This window comes from Ruegeria sp. C2 (assembly GCF_056537765.1).
In genome coordinates, this window is record NZ_JBQFRZ010000003.1 from 250335 (window position 1) to 275114 (window position 24780).

General features: G+C 56.7%; 21 protein-coding genes. 8 read left to right on the forward strand and 13 right to left on the reverse strand.

From position 1 onward, the window contains the following. Window positions 1–90 precede the first annotated feature (90 nt). From ACR0IV_RS13430 to ACR0IV_RS13460, 7 genes are all read right to left on the reverse strand, one after another. Complete coding sequence (locus ACR0IV_RS13430) at window positions 91–1527, reverse strand: mannose-1-phosphate guanylyltransferase/mannose-6-phosphate isomerase (protein WP_480472674.1); 1437 nt, start codon at window positions 1525–1527, stop codon at window positions 91–93. A gap of 28 nt (window positions 1528–1555) precedes the next feature. Continuing rightward, a complete protein-coding gene (gene galU / locus ACR0IV_RS13435) occupies window positions 1556–2449 on the reverse strand; it encodes a UTP--glucose-1-phosphate uridylyltransferase GalU (RefSeq protein ID WP_480658741.1) in 894 nt (297 codons plus the stop codon). Between the two features lie 213 nt (window positions 2450–2662). Further along, a complete protein-coding gene (locus ACR0IV_RS13440; protein ID WP_480472678.1) occupies window positions 2663–4468 on the reverse strand; it encodes an ABC transporter ATP-binding protein in 1806 nt (601 codons plus the stop codon). Window position 4469: 1 nt separating this feature from the next. Beyond that, window positions 4470–5399, reverse strand: coding sequence for an ABC transporter permease subunit (locus ACR0IV_RS13445; protein WP_480658739.1), 930 nt, complete (start codon window positions 5397–5399; stop codon window positions 4470–4472). A gap of 10 nt (window positions 5400–5409) precedes the next feature. Further along, window positions 5410–6333: an oligopeptide ABC transporter permease OppB gene (gene oppB / locus ACR0IV_RS13450; RefSeq protein ID WP_480472682.1), complete on the reverse strand. Its 924-nt coding sequence runs from the start codon at window positions 6331–6333 to the stop codon at window positions 5410–5412. A gap of 66 nt (window positions 6334–6399) precedes the next feature. Beyond that, window positions 6400–8028 (reverse strand): peptide ABC transporter substrate-binding protein, encoded by a 1629-nt coding sequence (locus ACR0IV_RS13455; protein WP_480658737.1) that lies wholly within the window; start codon window positions 8026–8028, stop codon window positions 6400–6402. Between the two features lie 385 nt (window positions 8029–8413). After that, on the reverse strand, window positions 8414–9643 hold the full coding sequence (locus ACR0IV_RS13460; RefSeq protein ID WP_480658735.1) for a lytic murein transglycosylase: 1230 nt from the start codon (window positions 9641–9643) through the stop codon (window positions 8414–8416). A 130-nt stretch (window positions 9644–9773) separates the two neighbouring features. Here ACR0IV_RS13460 and ACR0IV_RS13465 point away from each other — a divergent pair, with 130 nt between their 5' ends. From ACR0IV_RS13465 to ACR0IV_RS13490, 6 genes are read left to right on the forward strand one after another with little or no spacing between them, the layout of a single operon-like run. Next, the gene (locus ACR0IV_RS13465) at window positions 9774–10727 is read left to right on the forward strand and encodes a cytochrome ubiquinol oxidase subunit II family protein (protein WP_480658733.1); all 954 of its coding nucleotides are present in this window, start codon (window positions 9774–9776) and stop codon (window positions 10725–10727) included. Next, on the forward strand, window positions 10724–12814 hold the full coding sequence (locus ACR0IV_RS13470) for a cbb3-type cytochrome c oxidase subunit I (protein WP_480658731.1): 2091 nt from the start codon (window positions 10724–10726) through the stop codon (window positions 12812–12814). Before ACR0IV_RS13465 ends, ACR0IV_RS13470 begins: the two co-directional genes overlap by 4 nt. Then, window positions 12811–13443, forward strand: coding sequence for a cytochrome c oxidase subunit 3 (locus ACR0IV_RS13475; protein ID WP_480658729.1), 633 nt, complete (start codon window positions 12811–12813; stop codon window positions 13441–13443). The genes ACR0IV_RS13470 and ACR0IV_RS13475 overlap by 4 nt, the downstream gene beginning before the upstream one ends. Further along, window positions 13436–13756 carry a cytochrome o ubiquinol oxidase subunit IV gene (locus ACR0IV_RS13480; RefSeq protein WP_480658727.1) on the forward strand — a complete coding sequence of 107 codons (321 nt, stop codon included), beginning with the start codon at window positions 13436–13438 and terminating at the stop codon, window positions 13754–13756. Before ACR0IV_RS13475 ends, ACR0IV_RS13480 begins: the two co-directional genes overlap by 8 nt. A 20-nt stretch (window positions 13757–13776) precedes the next feature. Continuing rightward, the gene (locus ACR0IV_RS13485) at window positions 13777–14754 is read left to right on the forward strand and encodes an HlyD family secretion protein (protein ID WP_480658725.1); all 978 of its coding nucleotides are present in this window, start codon (window positions 13777–13779) and stop codon (window positions 14752–14754) included. Beyond that, window positions 14751–16268: a DHA2 family efflux MFS transporter permease subunit gene (locus tag ACR0IV_RS13490; RefSeq protein ID WP_480658723.1), complete on the forward strand. Its 1518-nt coding sequence runs from the start codon at window positions 14751–14753 to the stop codon at window positions 16266–16268. The genes ACR0IV_RS13485 and ACR0IV_RS13490 overlap by 4 nt, the downstream gene beginning before the upstream one ends. Here ACR0IV_RS13490 and crcB read toward each other — a convergent pair. Both crcB and ACR0IV_RS13500 read right to left on the reverse strand, forming a co-directional pair. Beyond that, window positions 16265–16627 (reverse strand): fluoride efflux transporter CrcB, encoded by a 363-nt coding sequence (gene crcB / locus ACR0IV_RS13495; protein ID WP_480658722.1) that lies wholly within the window; start codon window positions 16625–16627, stop codon window positions 16265–16267. The genes ACR0IV_RS13490 and crcB overlap by 4 nt on opposite strands. Then, window positions 16624–17031, reverse strand: coding sequence for a fluoride efflux transporter FluC (locus tag ACR0IV_RS13500; RefSeq protein ID WP_480658721.1), 408 nt, complete (start codon window positions 17029–17031; stop codon window positions 16624–16626). Before ACR0IV_RS13500 ends, crcB begins: the two co-directional genes overlap by 4 nt. Window positions 17032–17226: 195 nt before the next feature. Here ACR0IV_RS13500 and ACR0IV_RS13505 point away from each other — a divergent pair, with 195 nt between their 5' ends. Then, window positions 17227–18807 (forward strand): FMN-binding glutamate synthase family protein, encoded by a 1581-nt coding sequence (locus ACR0IV_RS13505; protein ID WP_480658719.1) that lies wholly within the window; start codon window positions 17227–17229, stop codon window positions 18805–18807. Window positions 18808–18813: 6 nt separating this feature from the next. Here ACR0IV_RS13505 and ACR0IV_RS13510 read toward each other — a convergent pair whose 3' ends face one another. From ACR0IV_RS13510 to ACR0IV_RS13525, 4 genes are read right to left on the reverse strand one after another with little or no spacing between them, the layout of a single operon-like run. Continuing rightward, window positions 18814–19470, reverse strand: a complete 657-nt coding sequence (locus ACR0IV_RS13510; RefSeq protein ID WP_480658718.1) for an ABC-type transport auxiliary lipoprotein family protein — start codon at window positions 19468–19470, stop codon at window positions 18814–18816. Continuing rightward, on the reverse strand, window positions 19467–20783 hold the full coding sequence (locus ACR0IV_RS13515) for an MlaD family protein (protein WP_480658717.1): 1317 nt from the start codon (window positions 20781–20783) through the stop codon (window positions 19467–19469). Before ACR0IV_RS13515 ends, ACR0IV_RS13510 begins: the two co-directional genes overlap by 4 nt. Before the next feature lie 14 nt (window positions 20784–20797). Continuing rightward, complete coding sequence (locus ACR0IV_RS13520; RefSeq protein WP_480658715.1) at window positions 20798–21604, reverse strand: ABC transporter ATP-binding protein; 807 nt, start codon at window positions 21602–21604, stop codon at window positions 20798–20800. A 1-nt stretch (window position 21605) separates the two neighbouring features. Further along, on the reverse strand, window positions 21606–22730 hold the full coding sequence (locus tag ACR0IV_RS13525) for an ABC transporter permease (RefSeq protein WP_480658713.1): 1125 nt from the start codon (window positions 22728–22730) through the stop codon (window positions 21606–21608). Between the two features lie 164 nt (window positions 22731–22894). Here ACR0IV_RS13525 and ACR0IV_RS13530 point away from each other — a divergent pair, with 164 nt between their 5' ends. Further along, on the forward strand, window positions 22895–24451 hold the full coding sequence (locus ACR0IV_RS13530; protein WP_480658711.1) for an alkaline phosphatase family protein: 1557 nt from the start codon (window positions 22895–22897) through the stop codon (window positions 24449–24451). The last annotated feature ends 329 nt before the right edge of the window (window positions 24452–24780 follow it).

Consider the following 24780-nt stretch of genomic DNA (forward strand, 5'->3'; position numbering starts at 1 on the left):
GATGATTGCGCGCCACCCTGCCGTGATCCGCGTGAATCTCGCCTGACCGGGCCGAACGCCCGATTTATCATGTGTTAAAAAGTCCAGCCGCTAATCGCGTGCATATATATCTTCGTATCGAATGATATCGTCTTCACCGAAATAGGTTCCGGTTTGCACTTCGATCAAAACCATCGGCACCTTGCCTGGGTTTACCATCCGATGCACCGCACCCAGCGGTACGTAGACTGACTGGTTCTCGGAAACCAGTTGCACCTTGTCATCAATGGTGACTTCAGCCGTGCCTTCCACGACAATCCAGTGTTCGGACCGATGATGGTGCGACTGCAGACTGAGCGAAGCGCCGGGGTGAACATGGATCCGTTTGACCTGAAACCGGTCGCCGATCACAAGGCTTTCGAACCAGCCCCAGGGACGGTGATCGACAGGTAGGGATTCCGCCTGTTTCGCGCCCTTGGCTTTCAATGCGGCGACGGCCTGTTTGACGTCCTGGGCCCGATCCATACTCGCCACAAGAACTGCGTCGGGCATCGCGACCGTGATCACATTTTCAAGTCCCATCGCAACGACTTCCTGAGCCGGGGCTTCCGAGCGAACCAGCACATTGCGGCAATCGATGGCCGTGACCTCGCCCGAGGTTGCGACACCGTCAGCGTTCGGGTTGCTCAGTTCTTGCACCGCGGACCAGCTACCCACATCTGACCACCCGGCGGCATAGGGAACCACGCTGAGGTTGTGGGCCTTTTCCATCACGGCATAGTCGATCGAGATATCCTGAACCGTGCTCCATGCTTTTGGATCAAGACGCAAGAACCCCAAATCGGACTGAGCTTGCTCAACAGCCGATCGCACCGGTGCCAAAAGATCTGCGGCGTGTTGTTCGAATGCGTGCAGGATGTCTTTCACGGCGAACAGGAAGATGCCCGAGTTCCAAAGGTAGCTGCCGTCCGAGACCATCGCTTTGGCGCTCTCAAGATCGGGCTTTTCGACAAAGCGATCCAATTGAACCGCCGCCCCAGATGCATCGGGCGAATGGCGTAGCTTGAGATATCCATACCCCGTCTCGGGTCGATCAGGTGTGATTCCGAATGTCACCAGGTCGCCGCGGTCGGCTATGGTGCGCGCGCCTTCGGCCACGGCCGCGTGAAAGGCGGAGGTGTCAGGGATGACGTGATCTGACGAGGCCACCAACATCACCGCATTCGGGTCAGTTGAAGCAAGGTGCAGCGCGGCGGCCAACACGGCCGGTGCCGTATTGCGTCCCTCAGGCTCAATCAGGATCGGACCGGGATTGACACCGATCTCGATCAATTGCTCGGGTACCACGAAGCGAAACGCTTCGTTGGTCAGGATCAATGGCTTGGCATAGGGCGCATCATCCGGCCCGCGCAGACGCTCGGCACATTGTTGCAGCAGGCTGGTTTCCCCAATTAGCGGTACGAACTGCTTTGGATAACTTTTACGTGACAACGGCCAAAGCCGCGTGCCAGAGCCGCCACACAGGATGACCGGATAGATCTTGCTCATGATGGCTGCTCCCTCAGACCGGATCGTTTTATTGGGCGGCCTGGTCCGAGGCGACGATGTCATGCAGATAGCGGCTCAGATCGTCCCGCAGATCTTCGCGATCCAGTGCAAAGGAGACGGTTGCCCGCAGGAATCCTGCTTTTGAGCCGCAGTCGAAGCGCCGACCGTCAAACTTGTAACCGAAGACGGGTACGCCGTTGGTGATGTCTTCGGCAATCGCATCGGTCAGCTGGATTTCACCACCGCTGCCCGCTTTCTTCTGGTTCAGGTTATAGAGGACCGACGGACCCAGAATATAGCGACCGATCACAGCCAGGTTCGATGGCGCTTCTTCGGGTTTAGGCTTTTCGACCATGCCCTTGGCGCGGACGACGGTGCCGACATTCTCGCCAGTATCCAGAATCCCATAGGAACTTGTCTTCTCGTTCGGTACTTCCATCGCGGCCACCATGTTGCCGCCGGTTTCCTCATAGGCCTCGACCATCTGCTGCAGACATGGTTTGTCAGCTGCGATCACGTCATCAGGCAGCATGACCGCAAAGGGTTCGTCCCCGATCAGGCGGCGCGCGCACCACACCGCGTGGCCCAAACCCAGCGCCTTGTGCTGGCGGATATAGGCAATCGCACCGCTTTCCATGTTGGTTTCATTCAGAACTTCCAGCAGATCGTCTTTGCCTTTGGATTTTAGATCCTGTTCGAGCACCAGATTGTGGTCGAAATAATCCTCAAGCGCAGATTTGCCGCGCGAGGTTACGAAGATGAATTCCTTGATCCCAGCGGCACGGGCTTCGTCGATGGCATACTGAACCAGCGGGCGGTCGACCAAAGTCATGATCTCTTTTGGCACCGATTTGGTCGCCGGCAAAAACCGCGTACCCATTCCTGCAACAGGGAAAATCGCCTTGGTGACCTTGCGTGTCATATTACCTCTCAAATTCGATGCTCGTCCGGCGGGTTCTTCGATTGCCGGCGCCTCCACATAAGTCTTAAATCCGTATCAATCAATCGTACCAGGCATGGACACCGTGGACCGGTTGGAATCTGCCATTAACCTAAGGTCAGAGTCAAAACGAAACCGGATCAGGAGCGAATCCGCGCTCCCAAGCCTATGACGGCATCAGGGGCGCGTAGAGTGTCAGCCTTTGGCCATGATGGCCTCGAGCGGATCATGTTCTGCCACGAAGTGATCCGGTGCCACTTCGCTAAGTTGCGGCACATAATCCACCTCGCCTGCCGATAACCGGCTGGGCAGAAAACGCAGCGCTGCCTTCGGATCCATTGGCGACGGCAATTCTCCCGGAAGTTTAAGCCTTTGGCGGCTGCGCTCGACATCCGGGTCGGGGATCGGCACCGCCGAGATCAGAGACTTTGTATATGGGTGAATAGGCTCGGAACAAATCACCTCTCCATCACCCAGCTCCACGATGCGACCGAGATACAAAACCATGATCCGGTTCGAGATCGCCCGCACCACAGACAGATCGTGGCTGATGAAGATCATCGACAGGCCGAATTCTTGTTGCAATTCGCGCAACAATTCGACGATTTGAGCCTGAATGGACACATCCAAGGCCGAAACGGCCTCGTCACAAATGATCAGTTTTGGCTTGTTGATCATCGCGCGCGCGATTCCCACACGCTGGTTCTGTCCACCGGACAGTTCGTGCGGATAACGATTGATCATGTTTTCATTCAGACCGACCCGTCCCATCATTTCCGCGACCATCTCTTTACGCTCGCGCTCGGTTAGATCGGGGCGATAGGTTTTCAACGGTTCTGCAATCGAGGCCGAGATTGTCATACGTGGATCAAGGCTGGCCAGCGGGTCCTGAAACACGATCTGCAGATCTTTGCGATACTTGTTCAACTCGGCGCGTTTCAGACCAACAATTGGACTGCCCAACCAGCTGACATTGCCTGCACTGGGTTCGATCAATTGCAGAACAGCCCGTGCCAGCGTGGATTTGCCGCATCCGGACTCGCCCACCACGCCCAGGGTTTCACCCTTGCGGATGTCAAAACTGACGCCATCAACCGCTTTCAGCGGCACCTTGCGACCGAACAGCCCACCCGAGACGTGGATGGGGAAGTGAACCTTGACGTCATCGACCTTGAGCAGCGGTTCTTCAACGGCTGGCAATGCCTTGGGCGCATCGCCTGCATCAATGCGCGGCATGGCCTCAAGCAAGGTACGCGTGTAGTCGTGCTGAGGCGCGCGGAAGATCTCGCGCGTGTCACCTGCTTCGACAAATTCTCCCATGCGCATGACCTGAATCCGATCACACATCCGCGCCACAACGCCCATATCATGTGTGATCAGCGCAATCGCGGTCCCTTCATCCTTTTGCAGACGCACCATCAAGTCCAGGATGTCGGCCTGAACCGTAACATCCAGAGCGGTCGTGGGTTCATCCGCAATCAGAAGTTTGGGATTGCATAGCATCGACATGGCGATCATCACGCGCTGACGCATCCCGCCCGAAAGCTCGTGCGGATACTGGTCCAGACGTCGTGCCGCCTCAGGGATGCGCACCCGGTTCAGCCAGTCCAGGCAACGTTGGCGCGCGGCTGTGCCCTGCAGGCCTTCGTGGATTTGCAAAACCTCACGCATTTGCTGACCTACCCGCAGATGCGGTGTCAGGGCGGTCAACGGATCCTGAAAGATCATGCCCACATCCGCGCCACGGATACGATTCAACTCATTTATAGGTAGGTTCAGGATTTCCTTGCCGTTCAACATGGCGGAACCCGAGGCATGCCCAGCAGGCGGCAACAGCCCCATCGCGGCCATGAAGGTCTGGCTTTTGCCCGATCCACTTTCACCAACGATCCCGAGGCATTCGCCGGGGTTGATATCGAAGCTGATACCTTTCACTGCCTCGACCACGCCATCTGGTGTGTCGAATTGGACGCTCAGGTCCTTGACGGAGAACAAACTCATATCAGCGATCCTTCGGGTCCAGAGCGTCACGCAGGCCATCGCCGATGAAGAACATCGTGATGATAATGGTGACATAGAAAGTCAGCGGGTACATCAGCTGCCACAGGGTGCCATAGCTCATGGTGCCGGCCCCCTCGGCAATCAGACGCCCGAGCGAGGTGTATGGTTCCGAAATGCCAAGGCCGAGGAACGAAATGAAGCTCTCGGTCAGGATCATTTCGGGCACCAGAAGCGAAGCGTATACGATCACAACACCCAGAAGATTGGGCAGGATGTGACGATACATGATCGTGAACTCGCCAACGCCAGCGGCGCGCGCGGCCTCGATGAACTCGCGGTTCTTCAGGGTCAGGGTCTGCCCACGCACAATTCGCGCCATGGTCAGCCAACCGACTGCCCCAAGGGCGATGAACAACATGAAGAATGACCGTCCCGCGACAACCAGCAGCAGAATGATGACCAGCGTTGCCGGGATCGCAAGAAGGATATCGACAAAGCGCATCATCACGCTGTCGGTGCGTCCGCCGATATAGCCTGCGGCGATGCCATAGCAAGTGCCAACGATCAGCGCAGTCGCTGCGCCAATCAGACCTACCAGCAGAGACGTCGTGGTTGCCTGAATAACGCGGCTGTAAAGGTCACGTCCCAGGTCATCAACACCGAAAAAATGGCCGGTCTCCACGGACGGCATGCCCATGCCACGCACGTCCCCCATGACGTTCCAGTCGATCTCTTCATTATCCCAGATCGCAAAATAGGGACCAATGATTGTGAACAACACGATCATCCCAAGAATGAAGACACTCGCCATTGCCGCTTTGTTGCGGACAAAGCGCATGCGTGCGTCTTGCCAGAGCGATCGCCCCTGAATGACCGTGTAATCTGTGATTTCTTCGGCCAGATGGGCGGCTTTTTGTGATTTTCCTAGCATGGCCAGCCCCTTAGTAGCGGATTTTTGGATCGAACCAGGCATAGGCCAGGTCGGTCAGCAGGTTCACGATGACGGTCAACGCACCGTAGAGGATCGTGACACCCAGCAGCACGGCATAGTCGCGGGCGAGAGCTGAGTTCACATAGGCTTGCCCCAGACCACCGGTCGAAAAATAGATGTCGACAAAAACCGAGCCCGTCAGCACATAGACAAAGACCGGGCCCAGATAAGAGACGACCGGCAGCAGCGTGGGCTTCAGCGCATGACGCCAGATCACAGTTCTTGTGGGCAGGCCCTTGGCACGCGCGGTGCGGATAAAGTTTGAATTCAAAACCTCCAGCATCGACGACCGGGTGATCCGCGCAATCGAACCCATATAGGACGTCGCAAGCGCGATGACGGGCATCACCAGATACTGCCACTGGCCGCCATGCCAGCCCCCACCCGGCAGCCAGCCCAGCCACAACGTGAAAGTCAGGATCAGGATCGGGCCCATGATGAAGTTCGGCAGGGCTTGAGCGGCGATGCCCAGCCCAACGGCAAAGTAGTCGATCCAAGTGTTATGCCGGATCGCAGCTGCAATCCCCAGTGTAACGCCCACGGCGGTCGCAAACAGGAACGACAGCGAGCCATAGGTCAGAGAGATCGGAAAACCCTGTGCGATGATGTCGTTGACGTCCCGGTCCTTGAATTTAAAGGACGGACCAAAGTCGAAATGCACAACGATGTTATAGAGGTAGTCCCACAGCTGTTTCCACAGCGGTTGGTCCAGCCCGTACCGCGCTTCGATATTGGCCAGAACCTGCGGCGGCAGAGGCCGTTCCGAGGTAAAGGGCCCACCGGGCGCCACGTGCATCAGGAAAAAACAGGCGACGACCAGCAACAGGATCGTCGGAATGGCGACCATCAGCCGCCGGAAACTATAGGCAAGCATTTCATGCCCCCGCGTTTATTGGCTTTGCCCCGGACGATACCGGGGCAAAGCGTGGGTCAAAGACGATTATTCGGCGAGCTTATAAAGGTTCTTCGAATACCAGTTCTGCTCGACATTGTTCACCGGCCAGTTCCCCACATCGCTGTCCATCATATAGACGCCGGCATAGTGGTAGATCGGGATCACCGGGGTTTCCTGCGCGATGATACGCTCGACCTCGGTGTAGAGCGGCGCTGCGTCATCTGCGGTCTTGGCTTCGGCCAGCAACTCGTCCACGCGGGCATTGTTGTATTTACCGTCATTGTAACCTGAGTCCGACTGCAGCAGGTCGAGGAAGGTCGAGGCCTCGTTATAGTCGCCACACCACGCGCCGCGCGCCAGATCGAAGTTCTGGTTGCCACGTTCTTCCAGGAACACTTTCCATTCCATATTGGCCAGTTCGGCTTGAACGCCGAGCTTCTGCTTCCACATCTGGCTCAGCGCTACTGCAACCTTCTTGTGGTTTTCCGAAGTGTTATAGACCATCTCGAAGCTGAGCGGGTTGTCGGGGCCATAGCCCGCTTCGGCCAACAGCTCCTTGGCCAGTTCGTCGCGCTCAGCTTGCGACATCGAAGCCATTTCAACCGCTGGAACGGTGAAACCTGCGGTTGCTTCCGGCGCAAATGTATAGGCTTGGGGCTGACCACCGGCCATCACTTTTTCGGTGATGATCGCGCGATCAACGGCAAGCGACAGGGCCTGACGCACGTTGGGGTCTTTGAAGGCCTCCGGGCCGCCCTCGGACAGGTTGAAGGTATAGTAATAGTTACACAGGCGCGGGAAACTAATGGCTTCTTCCGGGTGCTCCTGGCTCAGGCGCGGATATTGACCTGCTGGAATTTCGGTCCGATCCAGTTCACCTGCCAGGTAGCGGGTCAGGGCAACGTTTTCATCGTTGATGACCAGCGCCACAACCTTGTCGATGATCGTGTTGTCGTTGTCCCAGTACATCTCGTTACGCTCGCGGACCGAGCGTTCTTGCGGCAGATGCTCGGTCAGGACATAAGCACCGTTCGAAACGATGTTCTCTGGGCGCGTCCAGGCATCACCGAACTCTTCAATGACTTTCTGCGGGGCAGGGAATGTGGTCGAGTGGGTGGTCATTTGTGGGAAATAGGGCAGGGGGGCGCTCAGGCGTACTTCCAACGTCTTATCATCGATGGCTTTAACGCCCAGTTCGTCCACCGGCTTTTCGCCTGCGATGATGTCGGCTGCGTTTTCGATCGACATCAGCTCCATGAACCACGCATAAGGCGAGGACAGTTCAGGATCGACGGCGCGTTTCCAAGCATAGACGAAATCGCCTGCCGTAACCGGATCGCCGTTTGACCATTTTGCGTTGTCGCGCAAGGTAAAGGTGTAAACGTTCTTGGTGTCGTTGACTTCAATTCCGGTGGCAACACCGGGAACCAGATTGCCTTCTTCGTCTTGATTCATCAGGCCTTCGAACAGATCGCGCACGATCTCTGCGCCCGAGACATCTTCGACGACCTGAGGGTCAACCGAGCTGTGTTCGTCAAGGATACGATAGGTAAAGGTCTGGTCATCGGCCAATGCTTCACCGGTTTCCGGGTGGGTGCCCGCAGCGATTGCGGCACCAGCGATAATGGTTGAGGACAATAGCCCCGCCAACGAGGTTCGGATCAGTGTGTTCATGTGTTTACTCCCATTTATTGATATCAGAAGCCGCACCACTGCCGTGGGGTGACTCTTCTATCTATTCGTTTCCGGCATCTGCGATGGCAGCGCGTTGACCTAAATCGTGATGAGACAAAAAACCTGGCCTGCGGCGACAGGGGATACCAGAAATCTAACGGCGAAAGGTAACTTTCACTGCGGGAAGCGTGCCGTTTTTTCGACAAAGGTAAAGAGCATTGGGAACAATCGTGAGGTCAAAGATCAAATGAAACCGTAACCGGCGGCGCCTTCGAAAGAATATTCTGAAACATCTTCTCGTCATGACATTTTCGTGAAGCACGATATATATGACAAGGTGAATGCGTCCGAAAACGGGCTCTTGAACGGCGAATCACCCGAAGCTTTAAGGCTTCAGTTTGGCCTTCATTTCGGCTTCGGGGAAACAAGTGGGAGGCTGCCGGGTTGCCTCCTGCCAGCGCCCGATCGAACGGCGGGTTTTATAGCCGGGCAACCCGTCGACGCCGCCCACATCGTGCCCCTGCCGGACCAGCGCTTCTTGCATCCGGGCAATGTCAGAACGGTAGAGCCCGCCTACGTTACCCCATCGACCGCTGAAATCTCCGACGCCATATTGGATGCGATCCCCGACATGCCCCACAAACAGCGCGTAGAGGTCGCTGGTGTTATAATCCTTCAGGACATAGAAGTTCGGGGTTACGATAAAGGCGGGACCTTTGCGCCCGGCGGGCATCATCAAATAACCTTCGGCCGCCTGTTCATGCGCTGGAAACGGTCGCCCCGAGACGCGCGCGATGCCCATTGCAGCCCAGTCTTGAATTGAACGCCCCTGATCCGGCCCCTCAAGCGCACAGGATACATCGCTTGGCACGGTCACTTCGAAGCCCCAATCGCGCCCTGCCACCCAGCCATGCCGTGCCAGATAGTTGCCGATAGAGGCGATGGTGTCCGCCTCGGACCCCCAGATATCAGCTCGGCCGTCTCCGTTCCCATCGGCAGCATAGGTCAGAAAACTGGTTGGCATGAATTGCGGTTGTCCCAGCGCGCCCGCCCAACTACTTTTTAGCACGGATGCGTGCCCAGCCTCGGCAATCTGCAGGGCGGCGATCAATTCACTGGTGAAATAGTCGGAGCGTGTGCTCATGAAACCCTTAGTGCCCAGGACCTGAAAGGCGTTGTGGCGGATTGGAACCTGTCCATAGCCGCTCTCACGCCCCCAGATCGCCAGAATAATGCGCGCGGGCACACCCGTTTTTGCTTCGACCCGCGCCAGTGTTTTCGCGTGGCGCCGTGCCATCTGGCGACCTACCGACGTGGCCCCTCGCACCGAGTTTGCATTGAAATAACGCCCAGGAGAGCCAAATTCTGCCTGCCGCTGAGCCTTCGGTGTTTTCTTCGGGCTTCCCGGAGGCACCAGATCCGGCAACTCCCAGTTTAGGGTCACGCCATCAAAGGCACTCTGAAAGGTGCGTCGTGAAACGCCTTTGGCTTTTGCTTGGGGCCAGATCTCTTGCTGCAACCAACTCTGAAATTGCCTCTCGACCGCCTCGCGATTCTGCGCAAAGGCGGGCATTGCAAGCAGGGTCAGAGAGATCAGAGCAACGGTCAATCGCATGTCTTCAGGTCTCGCGTGCCCCATCCTCCATGTCAACCACGCCGTGGGCATCCTCCCGGAAAAGGTCTTGAGAAATAGTCTGACTCTGCCGATAGTTGCCAGGAACCCCGTCATAAGAGGATCAGCAAGCGTGACCATCCCCCGGATCTCCGCTGTGGCAGTACCCGCCTTGCTCGCGCTGCTGGTGTCGGCCCAGATCGCCGGGGCGAGTGATAGTTTTCTGGATCCTCAAGGACCGATAGCAGCAGTGCAGAAGACGCATCTTTTCCGCGCTACGGCCTTGATCCTGATTGCCGTCATTCCTGTGCTGGTGTTGGTGCCATTGATTGCCTTGCGATATCGCCGTCGCAAGGGCGGGGCAGCAGCTTACACACCGCACTGGGATTTTTCGGCAAAGCTTGAGTTTTTGATGTGGGGTGTACCGGTCGTGATCGTGGCGATCCTGTCATTTTATTTATGGAAGGCCACCCACCGTCTTGATCCCTACGCAGCCCCGTTCGGTCAGGAACCGGCATTGCAGGTTCAAGTGGTCGGATTGGATTGGAAGTGGCTGTTCATCTATCCCGATCTGGGTATCGCAAGCGTGGGAGAGCTGGGCATACCGATCAATCAGCAGGTGGCGATGACCCTGACGACCGACACGGTGATGCAATCTTTCATGATCCCTGCGCTGGCAGGGCAGATTTACGCCATGCCCGGAATGACGACCAAGCTGCATCTGGTCGCGGATACACCAAAGACCATGCAGGGAGAGAACACCCAATATAATGGCCGTGGTTTCACCAAGCAGAAGTTTCTGACGCAGGCCATGCAGCCCACAGACTTTGAAGCCTGGGTGACAAGCGTTCGGGCCAATGGGATCCCCTTGACCGAGGATACCTATCGCACGCTCGCCATGCGCACGGATCGGGATGAGGTGCAAGCGGCTTTGGGGACACCGCTTATGCCCCTCAATGCGCTCTATTTCACGTTGGAAGAAGGTGATCTGTTCGGATCGATCCTGCATCGCTATCACAGCGGTGAACCCCTTCCCCTGAACCAGCAACCCGGCACGACCGCGTTCGGGCAGGAGGCGAAGCAATGACATCTGCCGAGACTGGTTTCCTTGGCCGTCTGAGTTGGGACGCATTGCCCATCATGGGGCTTATCCAGAACCCCAACGCGAACGAGATCGTGGCGAACGCAGCTGCTGGCATCGTTGTCGTCGGAGTTGTTGTGGTGGTGGCGGTGCTGACATGGTTCCGCCTGTGGGGGCCGCTGTGGCGTGATTGGCTGACCAGCACTGATCACAAGAAGATCGGTATCATGTATATCGTTTTCGCCATCGTCATGCTGGCGCGCGGCGTGCTGGAGGGTGTGGTGATGCGCGCTCAGCAGGCCGCTGGGCCGGGGGATGGGTTTCTCGAAGCTGAACACTTTGCCGAGCTGTTCAGCACCCATGGAACCATCATGGTTTTCTTTGTCGCTGTACCCTTCGTCTTTGGCGTTGCAAACTATGTGATCCCGCTGATGATCGGCGCGCGCGACGTTGCCTTTCCGGTGTTGAACCAGATCGGCCTTGGGCTGACCGTTTCCGCGGGCATGATGCTGATGGTTTCACTGGTGGTGGGAGAGTTCTCGACCGGTGGTTGGACGGCTTATCCACCTTATACCGGAGCCGCGTTCAATCCGGGTGTAGGGCCAGATTACTGGATTTGGGCCATTGTCGTCTCAGGCGTTGGTACGACGCTGACGGGTATCAACTTCGCGGTCACGATCTATAAACTCCGTGCGCCGGGGATGAAGTTTATGCGGTTGCCGATGTATTGCTGGACAATCATCTGCAGCTCGATCCTGATCGTCTTTGCCATGCCGCCGCTGGGTGTTGCGGCACTATTGCTGGCAGCCGATCGGTATCTGGATTTCCATTTCTTCACCAATGATCTCGGCGGCAACATGATGAACTATGCCAACCTGTTCTGGCTGTTTGGTCACCCCGAGGTCTATCTGCTGGTCCTGCCTGCCTATGGCATCTATTCCGAAGTCTTCGCTACTTTCTCGGCTAAGCGCCTGTATGGCTATAACTCGCTGGTCATCGCCACGATGTCGATTGCAATCATGTCTTTCACGGTCTGGCTGCACCATTTCTTCACCATGGGTCAAAGCGCGCTGATCAACGCTGTATTCGGCATTGCCACGATGCTGATTGCCATTCCAACGGGTGTGAAAGTCTACGATTGGATGGCGACGCTCTATCGTGGACGTATCCGGTTTTCGGTGCCGATGCTTTATGGTCTGGCTTTCCTGATGCTATTCGTGATCGGTGGTCTCAGCGGCGTGATTCTTGCAAACCCGACCGTTGATTATCAGGTCCACAACACGCTGTTCCTGGTGGCACATTTCCACAACGCGCTGTTGCCCGGTGTGCTGTTCGGCTTACTTGCTGCCTACAATTACTGGTTCCCAAAAGCCTTCGGATTCCGTCTGAACGAATTCTGGGGCCGCGTTTCGGTCTTTTGCTGGACTGTTGGTTTCCTTCTAACCTTCATGCCGCTTTATTTCGTCGGCCTGATGGGAATGCCGCGCCGGTCATTCAGTTGGGAGGACCCGAGCTTTCATCCTTATATGATTGTTGCCGTACTCGGTGCGTTGGTGATTACATGCGGCTTGTTCTCGGTGTTGATCCAGCTTTGGGTCAGCATCCGAGACCGCGATCAGTCCCGTGCGCCCGTCGGCGATCCGTGGGACGGGCGCACGCTGGAATGGTCTATCCCGTCGCCACCTCCGCCTTATAACTTCGCCATTATCCCGCAAGTGACCGATCGCGATGACTTTGCCGCCGCCAAAGAGCGAGGTCAGGCCTATCCCAAACCGGAGGCCTATGAAGATATCGAAATGCCGCGCAACACTGGCGTCGGGTTCATCCTGTGTGTGCTCAGCGGTGTTTGGATGTTCGCCCTGGTCTGGTGGATCTGGTGGCTGGCCGCTTTGATCACAATCGCAATGATCCTTGCCTTTATCATCTGGAGCTTCGACACCAGCACCGAAATCATCATCCCCGCCGAAGAGGTGCGCAAAGAACACGAGGCCTGGCTGGCGCTGGTCCACAGCACTCAAGCTGTGGACCGCGACCATGAATGCGCGCCGGAAAACCGAGGTCTTGCGCGCCCGGATATGGAGGCCGTGACATGAGGCGCGCACCCGAACACAGCTATCCGGGGATCAACCTTGGCGAGGATCATGCCAGCGCGCATAAGGTCACCGAGATCGTAACCTTCGGTTTCTGGGTCTTTTTGATGAGCGATTTGGTCTATTTCGGACTGATGTTCGCAATCTACATCACTATGATCGATGCGCAGGCCGGAGGGCCGGGACCGCATGAACTGTTCGACCTGAAAAGCATCTTCGCCCAGACGCTGATCCTATTGACCAGCAGCCTGACCGTGGGGCTTGCGATGCTGGCACTAAAATACAATCTGCCACGGGCGCGCATCGTACTTTGGTTTGGCGTCACACTACTACTGGGGCTCTGCTTTCTGGTGCTGGAGATCCGCGATTTCATGAACATGGCTGCGCAAGGCGGTATCCCACAACGCAGCGGCTTTCTGTCAGCTTTTTATGGCCTTGTGCCACTGCACGGGCTGCACGTCGCGGCAGGGTGCATCTGGCTGATCGTGTTGGGCATCCAGCTGCGCGTGATGGGTATGACCGATCTGGTAATCTCTCGCGTGGTGCGGCTGGCGCTGTTCTGGCACTTCCTCGATCTGATCTGGATCGGCATCATAACCATCGTGTATTTCGGAGGGCTGGCCTATGGATAGACGGACCGAACTACACCGGCGCGAACGGCGGCGCTATGTCATCGGCTATGGTGGTTCGCTGTTGCTGACGCTTATCGTGTTTGCCATTGCGTATCGGTACGGCATCGAGACACCCGGAGTATATTTTGCCATCGGCCTGCTTGGGCTGGCCCAACTGGTCGTGCAACTGGTCTATTTCCTGCATATCGACCGTCGCCGCAGTAGCCGCGAGGATCTGGACCTGATCCTGTTCTCAACCCTCGTATTGCTCATCATCATCGGCGGGACAGTTTGGATTCTGGGCAATCTGGCCGTGCGGATGCACATGATGTGATCCGGGAAGGACGGTAGCGAATGAAGCCAATCAAAGTCATCGCCGTTGTTGGCATGCTCGCCGCGATTGCGGTCGGGCTGCTGTTGTTCTGGCGACATGAAGAACGATACCCCTCGACACAAGATGCCTATATCGGGGCCAACATTATCTTTGTTGCGGCGCAGGTGACCGGACAAGTCGCGGAGGTCGCAATATCCGACAACCAACCGGTTAAAGCGGGTGATCTGCTGTTCACGATTGATGAGACGCAGTTCAAGGCTTCGGTTGATCAGGCTCAGGCCAATCTGGACAGCGCCATTCAACAGGCCGAATCCTTCTCGAACCAGATCACGGCGGCGCAGGCCGCGGTGGAAAGTGCCGGTTCTTTCTATGAAACGTCAAAAAGCAATCTGGAACGGGCCCGAGCTTTGTTTTCAGACGGCAATCTTGCACAAGCCTCGTTGGATCAAGCCACTTCGGAATTCGCGCAAGCCTCGGCCCGGTTGACCACAAGCCGCTCCGAACTGGCCGCATTGCAAAGCGGTTTGGCGGCTCGGCAAGACAACGTGCTGTCCTCGCAAGCGGCGCTGGAGATTGCACAGGCCGATCTGGCCTGGACGAAGGTCTATGCATCTGCCGATGGCTGGATCGCCAACCTGACCCTTCGCCCCGGATCTTCGGTATCCGCGAATGCACCGCAATTCTCGATCGTCGAATCCTCGGAATGGTGGATCGATGCCAACTTCAAAGAGACCTCTCTTCCCCGTATCCGAGCGGGTCAAACAGCCAAAATCCGGGTCGATATGCTGCCGGGCATTGCTCTGACAGGCAGAGTAGCTTCCATCGGGCGTGGCTCGGGTGATACGTTTTCGCTGCTGCCGTCAGAAAACTCGAGCGGTAACTGGGTCAAGGTCACAAGGCGGTTTCCAGTACGGATCGAGCTTGATCCAACGGACGCACCGCTGCGGGTCGGGGGCAGCAGCAAGGTCACGGTTGATACAACCGGATCAGGGCAATGACCGATCCCGGCCACATCAATCGCGTGATTGTGGTGGCCGTTGTTCTGAGCGCCATTCTTGAGGTGCTCGACAGCACCATCGTCAACGTCGCGCTGCCCCATATTCAAGCCGCGTTCGGCGCAACAACCGATCAGGCGACATGGATCCTGACCAGCTATATTGTCTCGGCCGTGGTGGTTATGCCGCTAACCGGCTTTGTCGCACGCAGGGTCGGGCGACGACGATTGATCCTGACGGCGGTCACGGGCTTTGCCACCATGTCGGTAATGTGCGGTCTGTCGTGGAGCCTAGAGACCATTGTCGCATTCCGGTTAGCGCAAGGCATGTTCGGCGCCTTCCTGATCCCCCTTTCACAATCCATTCTGTTTGACGCTTTCCCGCGCGAAAAACGGGGGCAGGCAATGGCGGTGTTTGGGCTGGGTGTTGTGGTCGCTCCGGTCCTGGGGCCGACTGTCGGGGCCATTCTGACCGAATATTTCTCATGGCGGATGGTCTTTTTCGTGAACCTACCCGTTGCGGCGATGGCCTTGCTGTTGCTGGCCGGGGAACTTCCTGATGACAAAACCGAAGAGGTTCGTATCGATTGGAAAGGCCTGGCGCTGCTGGCCCTTGGTATCGGTTGCCTACAATTCGTGCTTGATCAGGGAGAGACCAAGGACTGGCTGTCGTCCCGGATCATTCAGGTTGCGGTTATCGCCTCGGTTCTGGGTGCGATGGGGTTTATCCTTCACGGGCTTACATCCCGGCAACCTGTCGTCGATCTGCGCCTTTTCGCGGACCGCAATTTCGCGCTGTGCAACCTCGTCATCGCTGGGTTTGCGATTTCATTGTTCGGAGGCATCGCCATTCTGCCAACCTTTGTCCAGAACCTGCTGGACTATCCGGTCATCGCATCGGGGCATCTGTTTATCCCACGCGGAATTGCTGCTGGTGCGTCCATGGTCCTGACCGGAGCCGTTCTGGTCACCCGGTTCGATCCGCGCGTATTGGCAGGCCTCGGCATGCTGCTGACCGCGATCGGGAATTTCATGATGGGTTCGCTAAATCTGAATGCGAGCTTCTGGCAGCTTGCCTGGCCGGGGTTCGTCAGCGGCCTCGGCATGGGTTTGGTTTTCGTTCCAATGTCCATTCTGGCATTCGAGAGCATCAGCAAGACGCGGCAGGATGAGGCCTCGGGCCTGTTCAACGTCACGCGGCAATTGGGGTCATCTGTTGGGATTTCTCTGGTAGGAACCTGGGTCGTACGAGGTTTGCAAGCGAACACAGCGGTTCTGAGCCAGAATGTGACGCCTTACAATCCCGCCGCGCAGGCCTACCTCGAACCGTTGGGTTTGACACCAGACAGCGCAGAGGGCGCAGCATTGTTGGGGCAGGAGATTGCAAAGCAGGCCGAGATGATCTCATATCTGACAGTATTCAATAATTTAGGTCTGCTGGCGCTGGCAACGATTCCGCTGCTGTTCTTCTGTCGCGCGCCGAACCCAGAGGCGCGCAACGCAGCGCCCGTACACTAGCGGGTCAGAAAAAGACCGAGCCAAAGCGCAAACCAGCACAAAACAAGGCTGATGAGGATGTTTCCTGCAGCAAGCGCGATGGTTTTTTCCCGGTGCAGCTGCAGGGACTGATAGGCAAAACTTGAGAAGGTGGTGAACCCGCCACAAAAGCCGAACACCAGTCGTTTTTCCTCTTCACCCATTTCTACCGGGCCTCCCAGATAACCTATCCAGAGACCAAGCAGCAAACTTCCCACGACATTCACAATCAGCGTGGAGTATGGAAGATCGTGTGTCACACGCAGGGCCAGCCAATGGCGCAGAACGGCGCCCAGCCCCCCGCCCAGGGCGAACATGCTGTGCAGATAGAGCTCGTTCATTCTGCAGCCTCCGAAGGCGGTAAACGGCGACCCAAGGCTTCGCCCAGAATGGCGGCGCTCAAGCCAAACAGGATCTCCGCCGCGATCGCTATAATCACCAGCGAGCTACCGGCTTCAGCCATCCGCTCGAGTTCGGCCACGAAGGAAGAGAAGGTGGATAAGCCACCACAAAACCCGACTGCCCCCAGATGCAGCAAATGGGCGTGCATGCGATGTCGTATGGCATAGAGCCAGCCGAGGATGAAACAGGCCACGACATTGATGCCGAAGGTCGCTGTCAAAAACGGGGCGCCGGGTATTTCCAGCGCGAAGAGTTCTCGCAACAGCGATCCCGCAGCTCCACCAACGAAAACCGCCGTATACATCAGCGCGCGATGCTTGAAGCGAGAAGGTGAACGTGACACTGCGGCTGATCCTGCTCTGACCCGTATTTATCCGGCATACAGATTGCTTCAACACGCTTCAAGCAAGGGCGATGAAGCATTCGTTATAAATACGTTGGCTACAAAGGCTTGCACTGAAAGGTCAAATTGTTCCACGGTCTCGGATATGAACAGGCAACAGCCGAACCGCTTTGGCGCGACCCAGGGAGATCAGATATGATTGTTCGCAGGCTTTATTACATCGTCAGCTATGTGTGCCTGCCCTTGACCCTGCTGTGGGGCTATTTCTGGCCGCCCGCCTACTGGCTGCTGGTGTTCCTTATCCCTTATGCGGTGATTGGACTCTACGATATGCTGACGACAAAGCATAACGTACTGAACAATTACCCTGTCCTTGGCCATTTCCGATACATGCTGGAATTTGTCAGCCCTGAAATCCGCCAATATTTCGTGGAAACCAACGAAAGTGGTCGGCCCTTCAACCGTATCATTCGCAGTCTGGTCTATTCACGCGCCAAGGGGCAGGTCGATACGCAGGCCTTCGGTACGCAATACGATATCCAAACCGTCGGCTATCACCGTGCCAACCATTCGCTCGCGCCCAAACATGTTCCCGAAAGCGAAGAAAGGGTGATGCTGGGCGGCCCGCAATGTGAAAAACCGTACAATGCCTCACGCCTGAACGTCTCCGCAATGAGCTTTGGAGCGCTCAGTGCCAACGCGATCCGCGCGCTGAACGGAGGTGCGAAGGATGGCGGATTTGCCCATAACACGGGCGAGGGCGGGCTCTCTCCGCACCATCTGGCCGAGGGTGGCGACATAATCTGGCAAATCGGTACTGGCTATTTCGGATGCCGGACGCCTGAGGGCGGTTTTGACAAAGACAAGTTTGCCGAGAGGGCCAAGAAGGACGTTGTAAAAGCGATTGAAATCAAGCTCTCGCAAGGTGCAAAGCCCTCTCATGGGGGCGTGTTGCCTGCAGCGAAAGTGGATGAGGAAATAGCAGAGATCCGAGGAGTGCCGGTGCATCAGGACGTGATATCTCCGCCTGTTCATTCGGCCTTCGACGGACCTACCGGGTTGATGCATTTCGTGCAGCATTTGCGTGAGATGTCGGAGGGAAAGCCAGTTGGCTTCAAGCTCTGTATCGGCAATCCGACCGAATTCATGGCAATCTGCAAAGCCATGCTGGAGACCGGCATTCTGCCCGATTTCATTACCATAGACGGGGCCGAGGGGGGTACCGGTGCTGCGCCTGTGGAATTCACCAACCGGCTGGGAATGCCGCTGAATGAGGCATTGATCTTCGTGAACAACTGCCTGCGCGGGATTGGAGCGCGCGACAAGATCCGCGTTATCTGCTCGGGCAAAGTGGCGACCGGTTTCGACATGATTGAGAAATTCGCTCTGGGCGCCGATATGTGCAACGCAGCGCGGGCGATGATGTTTGCCGTGGGCTGCATTCAGGCGCTGCATTGCAACACCAACCGCTGCCCCTCGGGCGTCGCGACGCAAGACCCGATCCGGGGTCGAGCCGTGAATGTGCCGCAGAAACGGCAGCGTGTGCACCGATATCACGACGCAACGCTGGAAAGTTTCCGCGAAATTCTGGGGGCAATGGGCAAGGAAAAAGTCTCGGATCTGCGACCCGCCGATATCCGCCGCCGGACAGCGGATGAGCGGGAACGGACCTACGCAGATCTGTACAGCTTTCTGGATGATGGCGCACTGTTGGGCGACACCATCTCAGAGGAGTTCGCGGCTGACTGGAAAGCGGCCTCAGCCAGTCACTTTTAGACTGGTTTAACGCGGGATCGAGCGCGGGTTGTTCTGTGCATGAGTATGAATTTTGCGGATGCTCCATTCGACGGAGTCCCGCATGGTCTTGCCCAAGGCAACATCAAAGGCCTCAACCAGGTCCGGTGTCTGGTCGCTGGCGGCCATTACATTTTCCTGAAACGAACTGGAGGCGATGATCTTATCTTCGTACTCGTCAATGATCTTGATATTGATGCGTACTTCCACACGCACCGTTTTTGAGTCCTCCGCCTCGCTGACAACGATGCCCTGAAATTCACGCAAATCAGGTGCAATGACATAATCCGCGCGCAGCCCGACCGTCGAACGGCCTACAGCCGCGACCTTACCGGAGTTCTCATAGCTTTCGACCATCAGAGCCTGAACAATTAAAGGGGCCCGGTCAACCCATCGGGCTCTGGGCAAATACTGAACCTGCAACAATGAGGGCTGAACCGCGATCTGATCGGTATTTACCGCAGCCGTTGCAGTGGGCTCTTCAACAACGATTTGCTGCTGGATTCTGGGCAGCGATGTCGAGAAGGTGCTTTTCGGAGTTAACAGATACAGGTCATTGGGTTTCGACGCCTGACGCAATGTGTCCAAGCCGGTACATCCAGCCATTGCGGCCAACACCAGAGTCAGGATTAGGGGCCGTATCATTGACGAAACTCCGATGCTTGGGTGCCTAACAAAAAGCGGGCCGGGTCGCGCTCAACCTTGTCGACCAAGCGGTCGAGACTGATGACCAGACGCTGTGATTCCTCAATAAAGCGGACGAACTGTGGCAGTCCTACGCGCAGGAAGTCCGAGACCTGGCGACGGTTGTCCTGCACGATGCCATCGATCGTGCCCAACAGGTCCGAAGCGGATTGCGACGCGCTGAGAATGTCATCCGAAATCTTGTCGATCTTCTCGGTGATGTTCGAAACGGTCGAAGCCACTTGATTGGCCGCCTTGCGCACATCTTCCGCAACCGACGCAATATCTTCGTCCATAACGCGATTGGCTGAGTCAAAGGCACGCTCGGCCGAAGCAAGCGCAGCCTTGGCAGTATCCATGGCGGAATTGATCGAGCCGAGCGTGGTGTTCGCGTTCGCGAAGGTCTCGGTAACCGTACCCAAAGTGATGCTGCCTTCCTCGGAAAGTACAATCAGATGATCTGCCAGTCTTGAACCGCGTTCGATAAAAGGTCGTATTTCCTCGGTCATCACGGTCTGGGCGGTCTGCAGCGTACCATTCGCGGTATCCAGCGCAGTCTTCGCTGATTCTGAAGCCTCTTTGATGCTGTTCAGCGTATCCGTTCCGGTCGTAAGCGTGGTTTCGGCAGTGTCGGCCAGCGTATCCAGACGCTTGGTGAAATCCCCGATCTCTTTCGCAGCGCCGCCCAGATCGCTCGACAGGCTTTCGAAATCCGACAGTGTTTTGTCCAGTCGCCCCGAGGCCGAGGACAGATTGCTCAGGATCTCGGAGACGGCCTGACGGTTCTTCTCATCCACAACCGAGTTCAGGTCCTCAAGCAAGGTCAAGGCTTTTTCCAGAACCTGCGGCGCACCCTCCAGCAGAGACTGGATTGAGCTCCGTTTGCTTTGAATCACGCTGTTCTGCGGCAATCGTTCAGCCGAGGCGGAACCACCGGATAGCTCGACATAGGCGACACCGGTCACGCCCAACGATTGCAACTGCGCAATGGTTTCCTTGGTGACCGGGATATCTGCGTCAACTTCAAGGCGGACACGGACCTTGGAAGGGTCGTTGTCATCCAGCTGCAACGAGATGACCTGACCCACAGGCAGACCATTATAGTTGACGCCACCTGCCGCAGACAGGCCTGCCACATTGTCGAATAACACATCATAATACGCGTATTGCCGTGTGACTTCGAACTTGGCGAGCCACAGGAAGAAGCCGAAAGCCCCCAGTATACCGGCAAGGGTGAACGCACCGATCAGGATATAATTCGCTCGGGTCTCCATCGCCTCTACCTGTCCTACCCTTTCTCTTGCGCCGCGCGGGCACGAGGGCCTGTGAAATATTCCTGGACCCAAGGATGGTCGACCTTGGTCATGTCCTCTATCGGACCTTCAACCAGCACGCGTTTTTCCGCAAGTACCGCGATGCGGTCACAAATTGCGTAAAGACTGTCCAGATCATGGGTAACCATGAACACGGTCAGACCCAACGCTTGCTGCAGCTCTCTGATCAGATCATCATATGCGGCGGCTCCGATGGGGTCCAATCCGGCGGTAGGCTCGTCCAGAAACACGATCTCGGGGTCCAGCGAGAGCGCGCGCGCCAGAGCTGCCCGTTTGCGCATCCCGCCCGACAGTTCCGAAGGGAACTTGCTGCAGCTTAGCTGAGGCAGCCCTACGAGGCTGATCTTCAGCCCCCCAAGCGCCGCCATCAGGCTTTCGCTGATGCCGGTATGTTCGCGCAACGGCGCCATCACGTTCTGCAACACAGTCAGAGACGAAAACAGCGCTCCGTCCTGAAATGCGACGCCCCAGCTTTTTTCAATCCGCTGACGGTCGGCTTCGGGGCCGTTGAGCACATCGACGCCCAGTACCTCTATGCTGCCCGCCTTGGGTTTGTTCAGTCCGACAATCGTACGCAGCAACACCGACTTTCCGGTGCCTGATCCGCCGACAACGCCCAGAACCTCACCGCGCCAGACATCGAGGTTCAGATTGTCATGCACCACCTGCTCACCGAACTGGTTGGTCAGATTTCGTACGCGAATGACAGCTTCGCGCTGCGTTTCACTTTGGGGGTTGTTCTGCAGGGCGGTGCCGTCCATGTCAGACCCCCAGCTCGGAAAAGAAGATTGAGAACAGCGCGTCGATGGCGATCACCATGAAGATCGATTGCACGACCGAAGCTGTCGTGCGCTGGCCTACGCTTTCGGATGATCCTTTGACCTGCATCGCCTGCCAGCAGGCAATTGTTCCGATCACCAGCGCAAAGAACGGGGCTTTGATCATGCCAATCGCCAATTGCCAGACCCCGGTGTTTTCCTTGAGCCGCGTCAGGAACATGCCGGGGCTGACGCCCAAATCGATCCAGCTCATCAATGCGCCGCCGATCAGACCAGCCATATCGGCCACGAACCCAAGAATGGGCAGCATGATCAGCAACGCAACAACGCGCGGAACGACCAGCACCTCGATCGGATCAAGACCCAGCGTGCGCATCGCGTCGATCTCTTCCTGCACCTTCATTGAGCCTATCGAGGCGGTAAAAGCTGAACCCGACCGGCCTGCCACGATGATTGCAGTCAGCAGGATGCCAAGTTCGCGCAGGATCGAGATCGAGATCAGCTCGACCACGAAAATCTCGGCTCCGAACTGTTTCAATTGGGTCGCGCCCTGAAAGGCTAGGACCACACCGATCAGAAAACCCATCAGCGTCACGATGGGCAGCGCCTTGAAACCGACCTGTTCCATCTGCGAAACCAGCGCCGCACGCCGCAGTCGCCAGGGCATGATCAGCGTGCGCACCAGCCGGTGCAGGGTCAGTCCGAGGAATCCAAGGATCGACAGCGTGTCCCGCCATGCCCCTGCCGTATGTTCACCGATCCGGCCCACCCAATTGACAAAACCTGTCGGAGGCGCCTGATCGCCCAGTTTTTCGGGGATGTTCTGCGACACCGTATCGATCAGCGAAGAATGGGCAGGCGTTAACCCTTCGAAACGGACATTCGCACCATCGGCGCCCAATCGGCGCGACAGGTTTGCCACCAGCCAGGCACCGCCTGTATCCAGCGCCTGCAATTGTGACAGATCCATCACAACATCCTGTCCGCTCGGATGGATCGCCGCGAAATCGGCTTCAACCTTATCCAGCTGTTGCGTGCGCAGATCACCCGAAATCCGCAGGCACACGCCGGATGCGCTGGTGTCAGAGATGATCGCAGGTCGGTTCATAGCGGTATGTGAAGTCAATCCGGGTGCGGCTGCAATGGGTTTGTTCAACCGGACCGGGTTTTAGCACCCATCAATTGCGATGGTGATACAGTAACTTCCAGTCTCTGATCGGCTGAAAACCAGTTGCGCCTGTTACGAAAGCCGGACACTGTCCGCCGCAAATCGTGAAACACCAATCGGAGAATGGCACCGTGGGTCAGACCGGGAATATTCTTTTTATCACCATCGATCAACTGCGCGCGGATTGCCTGAACGGAGCGCTTTCCGAACATGTGAACATGCCCAATCTGCGCGCATTCATGAGCGAGGCAACGGTGTTCAAGCGGCACTTTTCGGTCACGAACCCCTGTGGCCCTTCTCGGGCTTCGATGTTGACGGGACGGTATGCGATGAACCACCGGTCGATCCGGAATGGCACGCCGATGCGTCACGACACGCCGAATATCGCGACCGAGATGCGCAAGGCCGGCTACCGCCCGATGCTCTATGGGTACACCGATACATCGGTCGATCCTCGGGTTCTCCATCCCAATGATCCTGTGGCCAAAAGCTATGAGCACCCGATGGCCGGCTTCGACGAGATTGTCGAAATGCGGCTCGAAGAATCCTATCCGTGGCGATCTCATTTGCTGAAGAAAGGATACAAATTCGAGAACTATTTGGATGTCTATAAGCCCGTATCACCCGATGGCGGTACACCAAAGCTGAACGACCCGGCGCTTTATCGCGCCGACGACAGCGACACAGCGTTTCTGACCGATACGTTCCTGAACAGCATCGCTGCCTACGATAAGACCGATTGGTTCGCGCACCTGACCTACATCCGGCCTCACCCGCCATTGGTCGCGCCTGCACCTTACAATCGCATGTATGATCCGGCGCAACTGCCGCTGCCGGATACGCTGCCTTCGGCTGATGATGAAAAGGCAATTCATCCGTTTTTTGGACCACTGATCGACAAAAGCGATCTTCGAAACGCGGTTCTGGGTTTCGATGTGGTCGAACAAACCGAAGAAAATCTACAGACCCTGCGCGCCATCTATCTTGGGTTGGCGACCGAAGTTGATCATCACATCGGTCGGGTCATTCAATATCTGAAAGACAGCGGCCTTTACGATAAAACCCTTGTGGTGATCACCGCCGATCACGGCGAGATGCTGGGCGACAGGTTCTCATGGGGCAAGATGTCGGTCTATGACGCGGCATATCAGACGCCACTCATGATCCGTGCCCCAGGGGAAGGGGCGGGAAGGGTGGTTGCCGAGCCAACCGAATCCATCGATATATCGCCCACGATTCTGGACTGGGTCGGGCAGGTGGCACCCAATTCGATGGATGGCCGGTCCTTGCTGCCTCTGGTGCGGGGTGAGACACCTGAGGATTGGCGCAGCTATACATTCAGCGAGTTGGATTTCTCGGAGCCCGAAGATCCGTCACTTTGGCAGAACCGACTGAAAACAGGAAACAGCGACTCTTGCCTGGGCATCTTGCGGGACGAGCGCTTCACGCTGGTCGAATTTGCCGCCGATCTGCCGCCTTTGTTGTTTGATCGTCAAGGGCGCGGGGAGCATGAGAATGTCGCGGGCAAACCGGATTTCGCAACTGATCTTGCACGGCTGTGCCGCCAGATGCTGCGTCACCGGATGCGCAACACCGACCACACGCTTTCGCTTGATTCGATCACCGCGGAAGGTCCGAAATCTCAGCGTCGGTATCACTAGATTCGTGGAAGGCGGGCCGCTTTTCCGGCCGGCTGCGCCTTCAGATTGATTATTATTCAGGCAGAGCACTTCTGTATAAAGAAGTGTTTCAGGCCCAATAATTGGGCCTATTGCCCGTTCTGTCTGTAGTTGTAGGGAAAATGACCGAATGCTTGGGTTTTTGACCGAAAAATATTTTTGGTGACAAAAACATTAAAAAACTGTCACATCTTTATGGTCTTTTGCTGAATTGAAGAAAGACCTGAGTTTGCGGGCATGATGACGAAGACCAATGTGAATGACAGCATTGCCAACACGATGGCGCTGGGTGGGATGACACGACTAAACGG

Bases quoted from the DNA above. Each gene is read 5' to 3' on its own strand.
- ACR0IV_RS13430 (WP_480472674.1), bottom strand. From the start codon at position 1,527: ATGAGCAAGATCTATCCGGTCATCCTGTGTGGCGGCTCTGGCACGCGG.
- galU (WP_480658741.1), bottom strand. From the start codon at position 2,449: ATGACACGCAAGGTCACCAAGGCGATTTTCCCTGTTGCAGGAATGGGT.
- ACR0IV_RS13440 (WP_480472678.1), bottom strand. From the start codon at position 4,468: ATGAGTTTGTTCTCCGTCAAGGACCTGAGCGTCCAATTCGACACACCA.
- ACR0IV_RS13445 (WP_480658739.1), bottom strand. From the start codon at position 5,399: ATGCTAGGAAAATCACAAAAAGCCGCCCATCTGGCCGAAGAAATCACA.
- oppB (WP_480472682.1), bottom strand. From the start codon at position 6,333: ATGCTTGCCTATAGTTTCCGGCGGCTGATGGTCGCCATTCCGACGATC.
- ACR0IV_RS13455 (WP_480658737.1), bottom strand. From the start codon at position 8,028: ATGAACACACTGATCCGAACCTCGTTGGCGGGGCTATTGTCCTCAACC.
- ACR0IV_RS13460 (WP_480658735.1), bottom strand. From the start codon at position 9,643: ATGCGATTGACCGTTGCTCTGATCTCTCTGACCCTGCTTGCAATGCCC.
- ACR0IV_RS13470 (WP_480658731.1), top strand. From the start codon at position 10,724: ATGACATCTGCCGAGACTGGTTTCCTTGGCCGTCTGAGTTGGGACGCA.
- ACR0IV_RS13475 (WP_480658729.1), top strand. From the start codon at position 12,811: ATGAGGCGCGCACCCGAACACAGCTATCCGGGGATCAACCTTGGCGAG.
- ACR0IV_RS13480 (WP_480658727.1), top strand. From the start codon at position 13,436: ATGGATAGACGGACCGAACTACACCGGCGCGAACGGCGGCGCTATGTC.
- ACR0IV_RS13485 (WP_480658725.1), top strand. From the start codon at position 13,777: ATGAAGCCAATCAAAGTCATCGCCGTTGTTGGCATGCTCGCCGCGATT.
- ACR0IV_RS13490 (WP_480658723.1), top strand. From the start codon at position 14,751: ATGACCGATCCCGGCCACATCAATCGCGTGATTGTGGTGGCCGTTGTT.
- crcB (WP_480658722.1), bottom strand. From the start codon at position 16,627: ATGAACGAGCTCTATCTGCACAGCATGTTCGCCCTGGGCGGGGGGCTG.
- ACR0IV_RS13505 (WP_480658719.1), top strand. From the start codon at position 17,227: ATGATTGTTCGCAGGCTTTATTACATCGTCAGCTATGTGTGCCTGCCC.
- ACR0IV_RS13510 (WP_480658718.1), bottom strand. From the start codon at position 19,470: ATGATACGGCCCCTAATCCTGACTCTGGTGTTGGCCGCAATGGCTGGA.
- ACR0IV_RS13515 (WP_480658717.1), bottom strand. From the start codon at position 20,783: ATGGAGACCCGAGCGAATTATATCCTGATCGGTGCGTTCACCCTTGCC.
- ACR0IV_RS13520 (WP_480658715.1), bottom strand. From the start codon at position 21,604: ATGGACGGCACCGCCCTGCAGAACAACCCCCAAAGTGAAACGCAGCGC.
- ACR0IV_RS13525 (WP_480658713.1), bottom strand. From the start codon at position 22,730: ATGAACCGACCTGCGATCATCTCTGACACCAGCGCATCCGGCGTGTGC.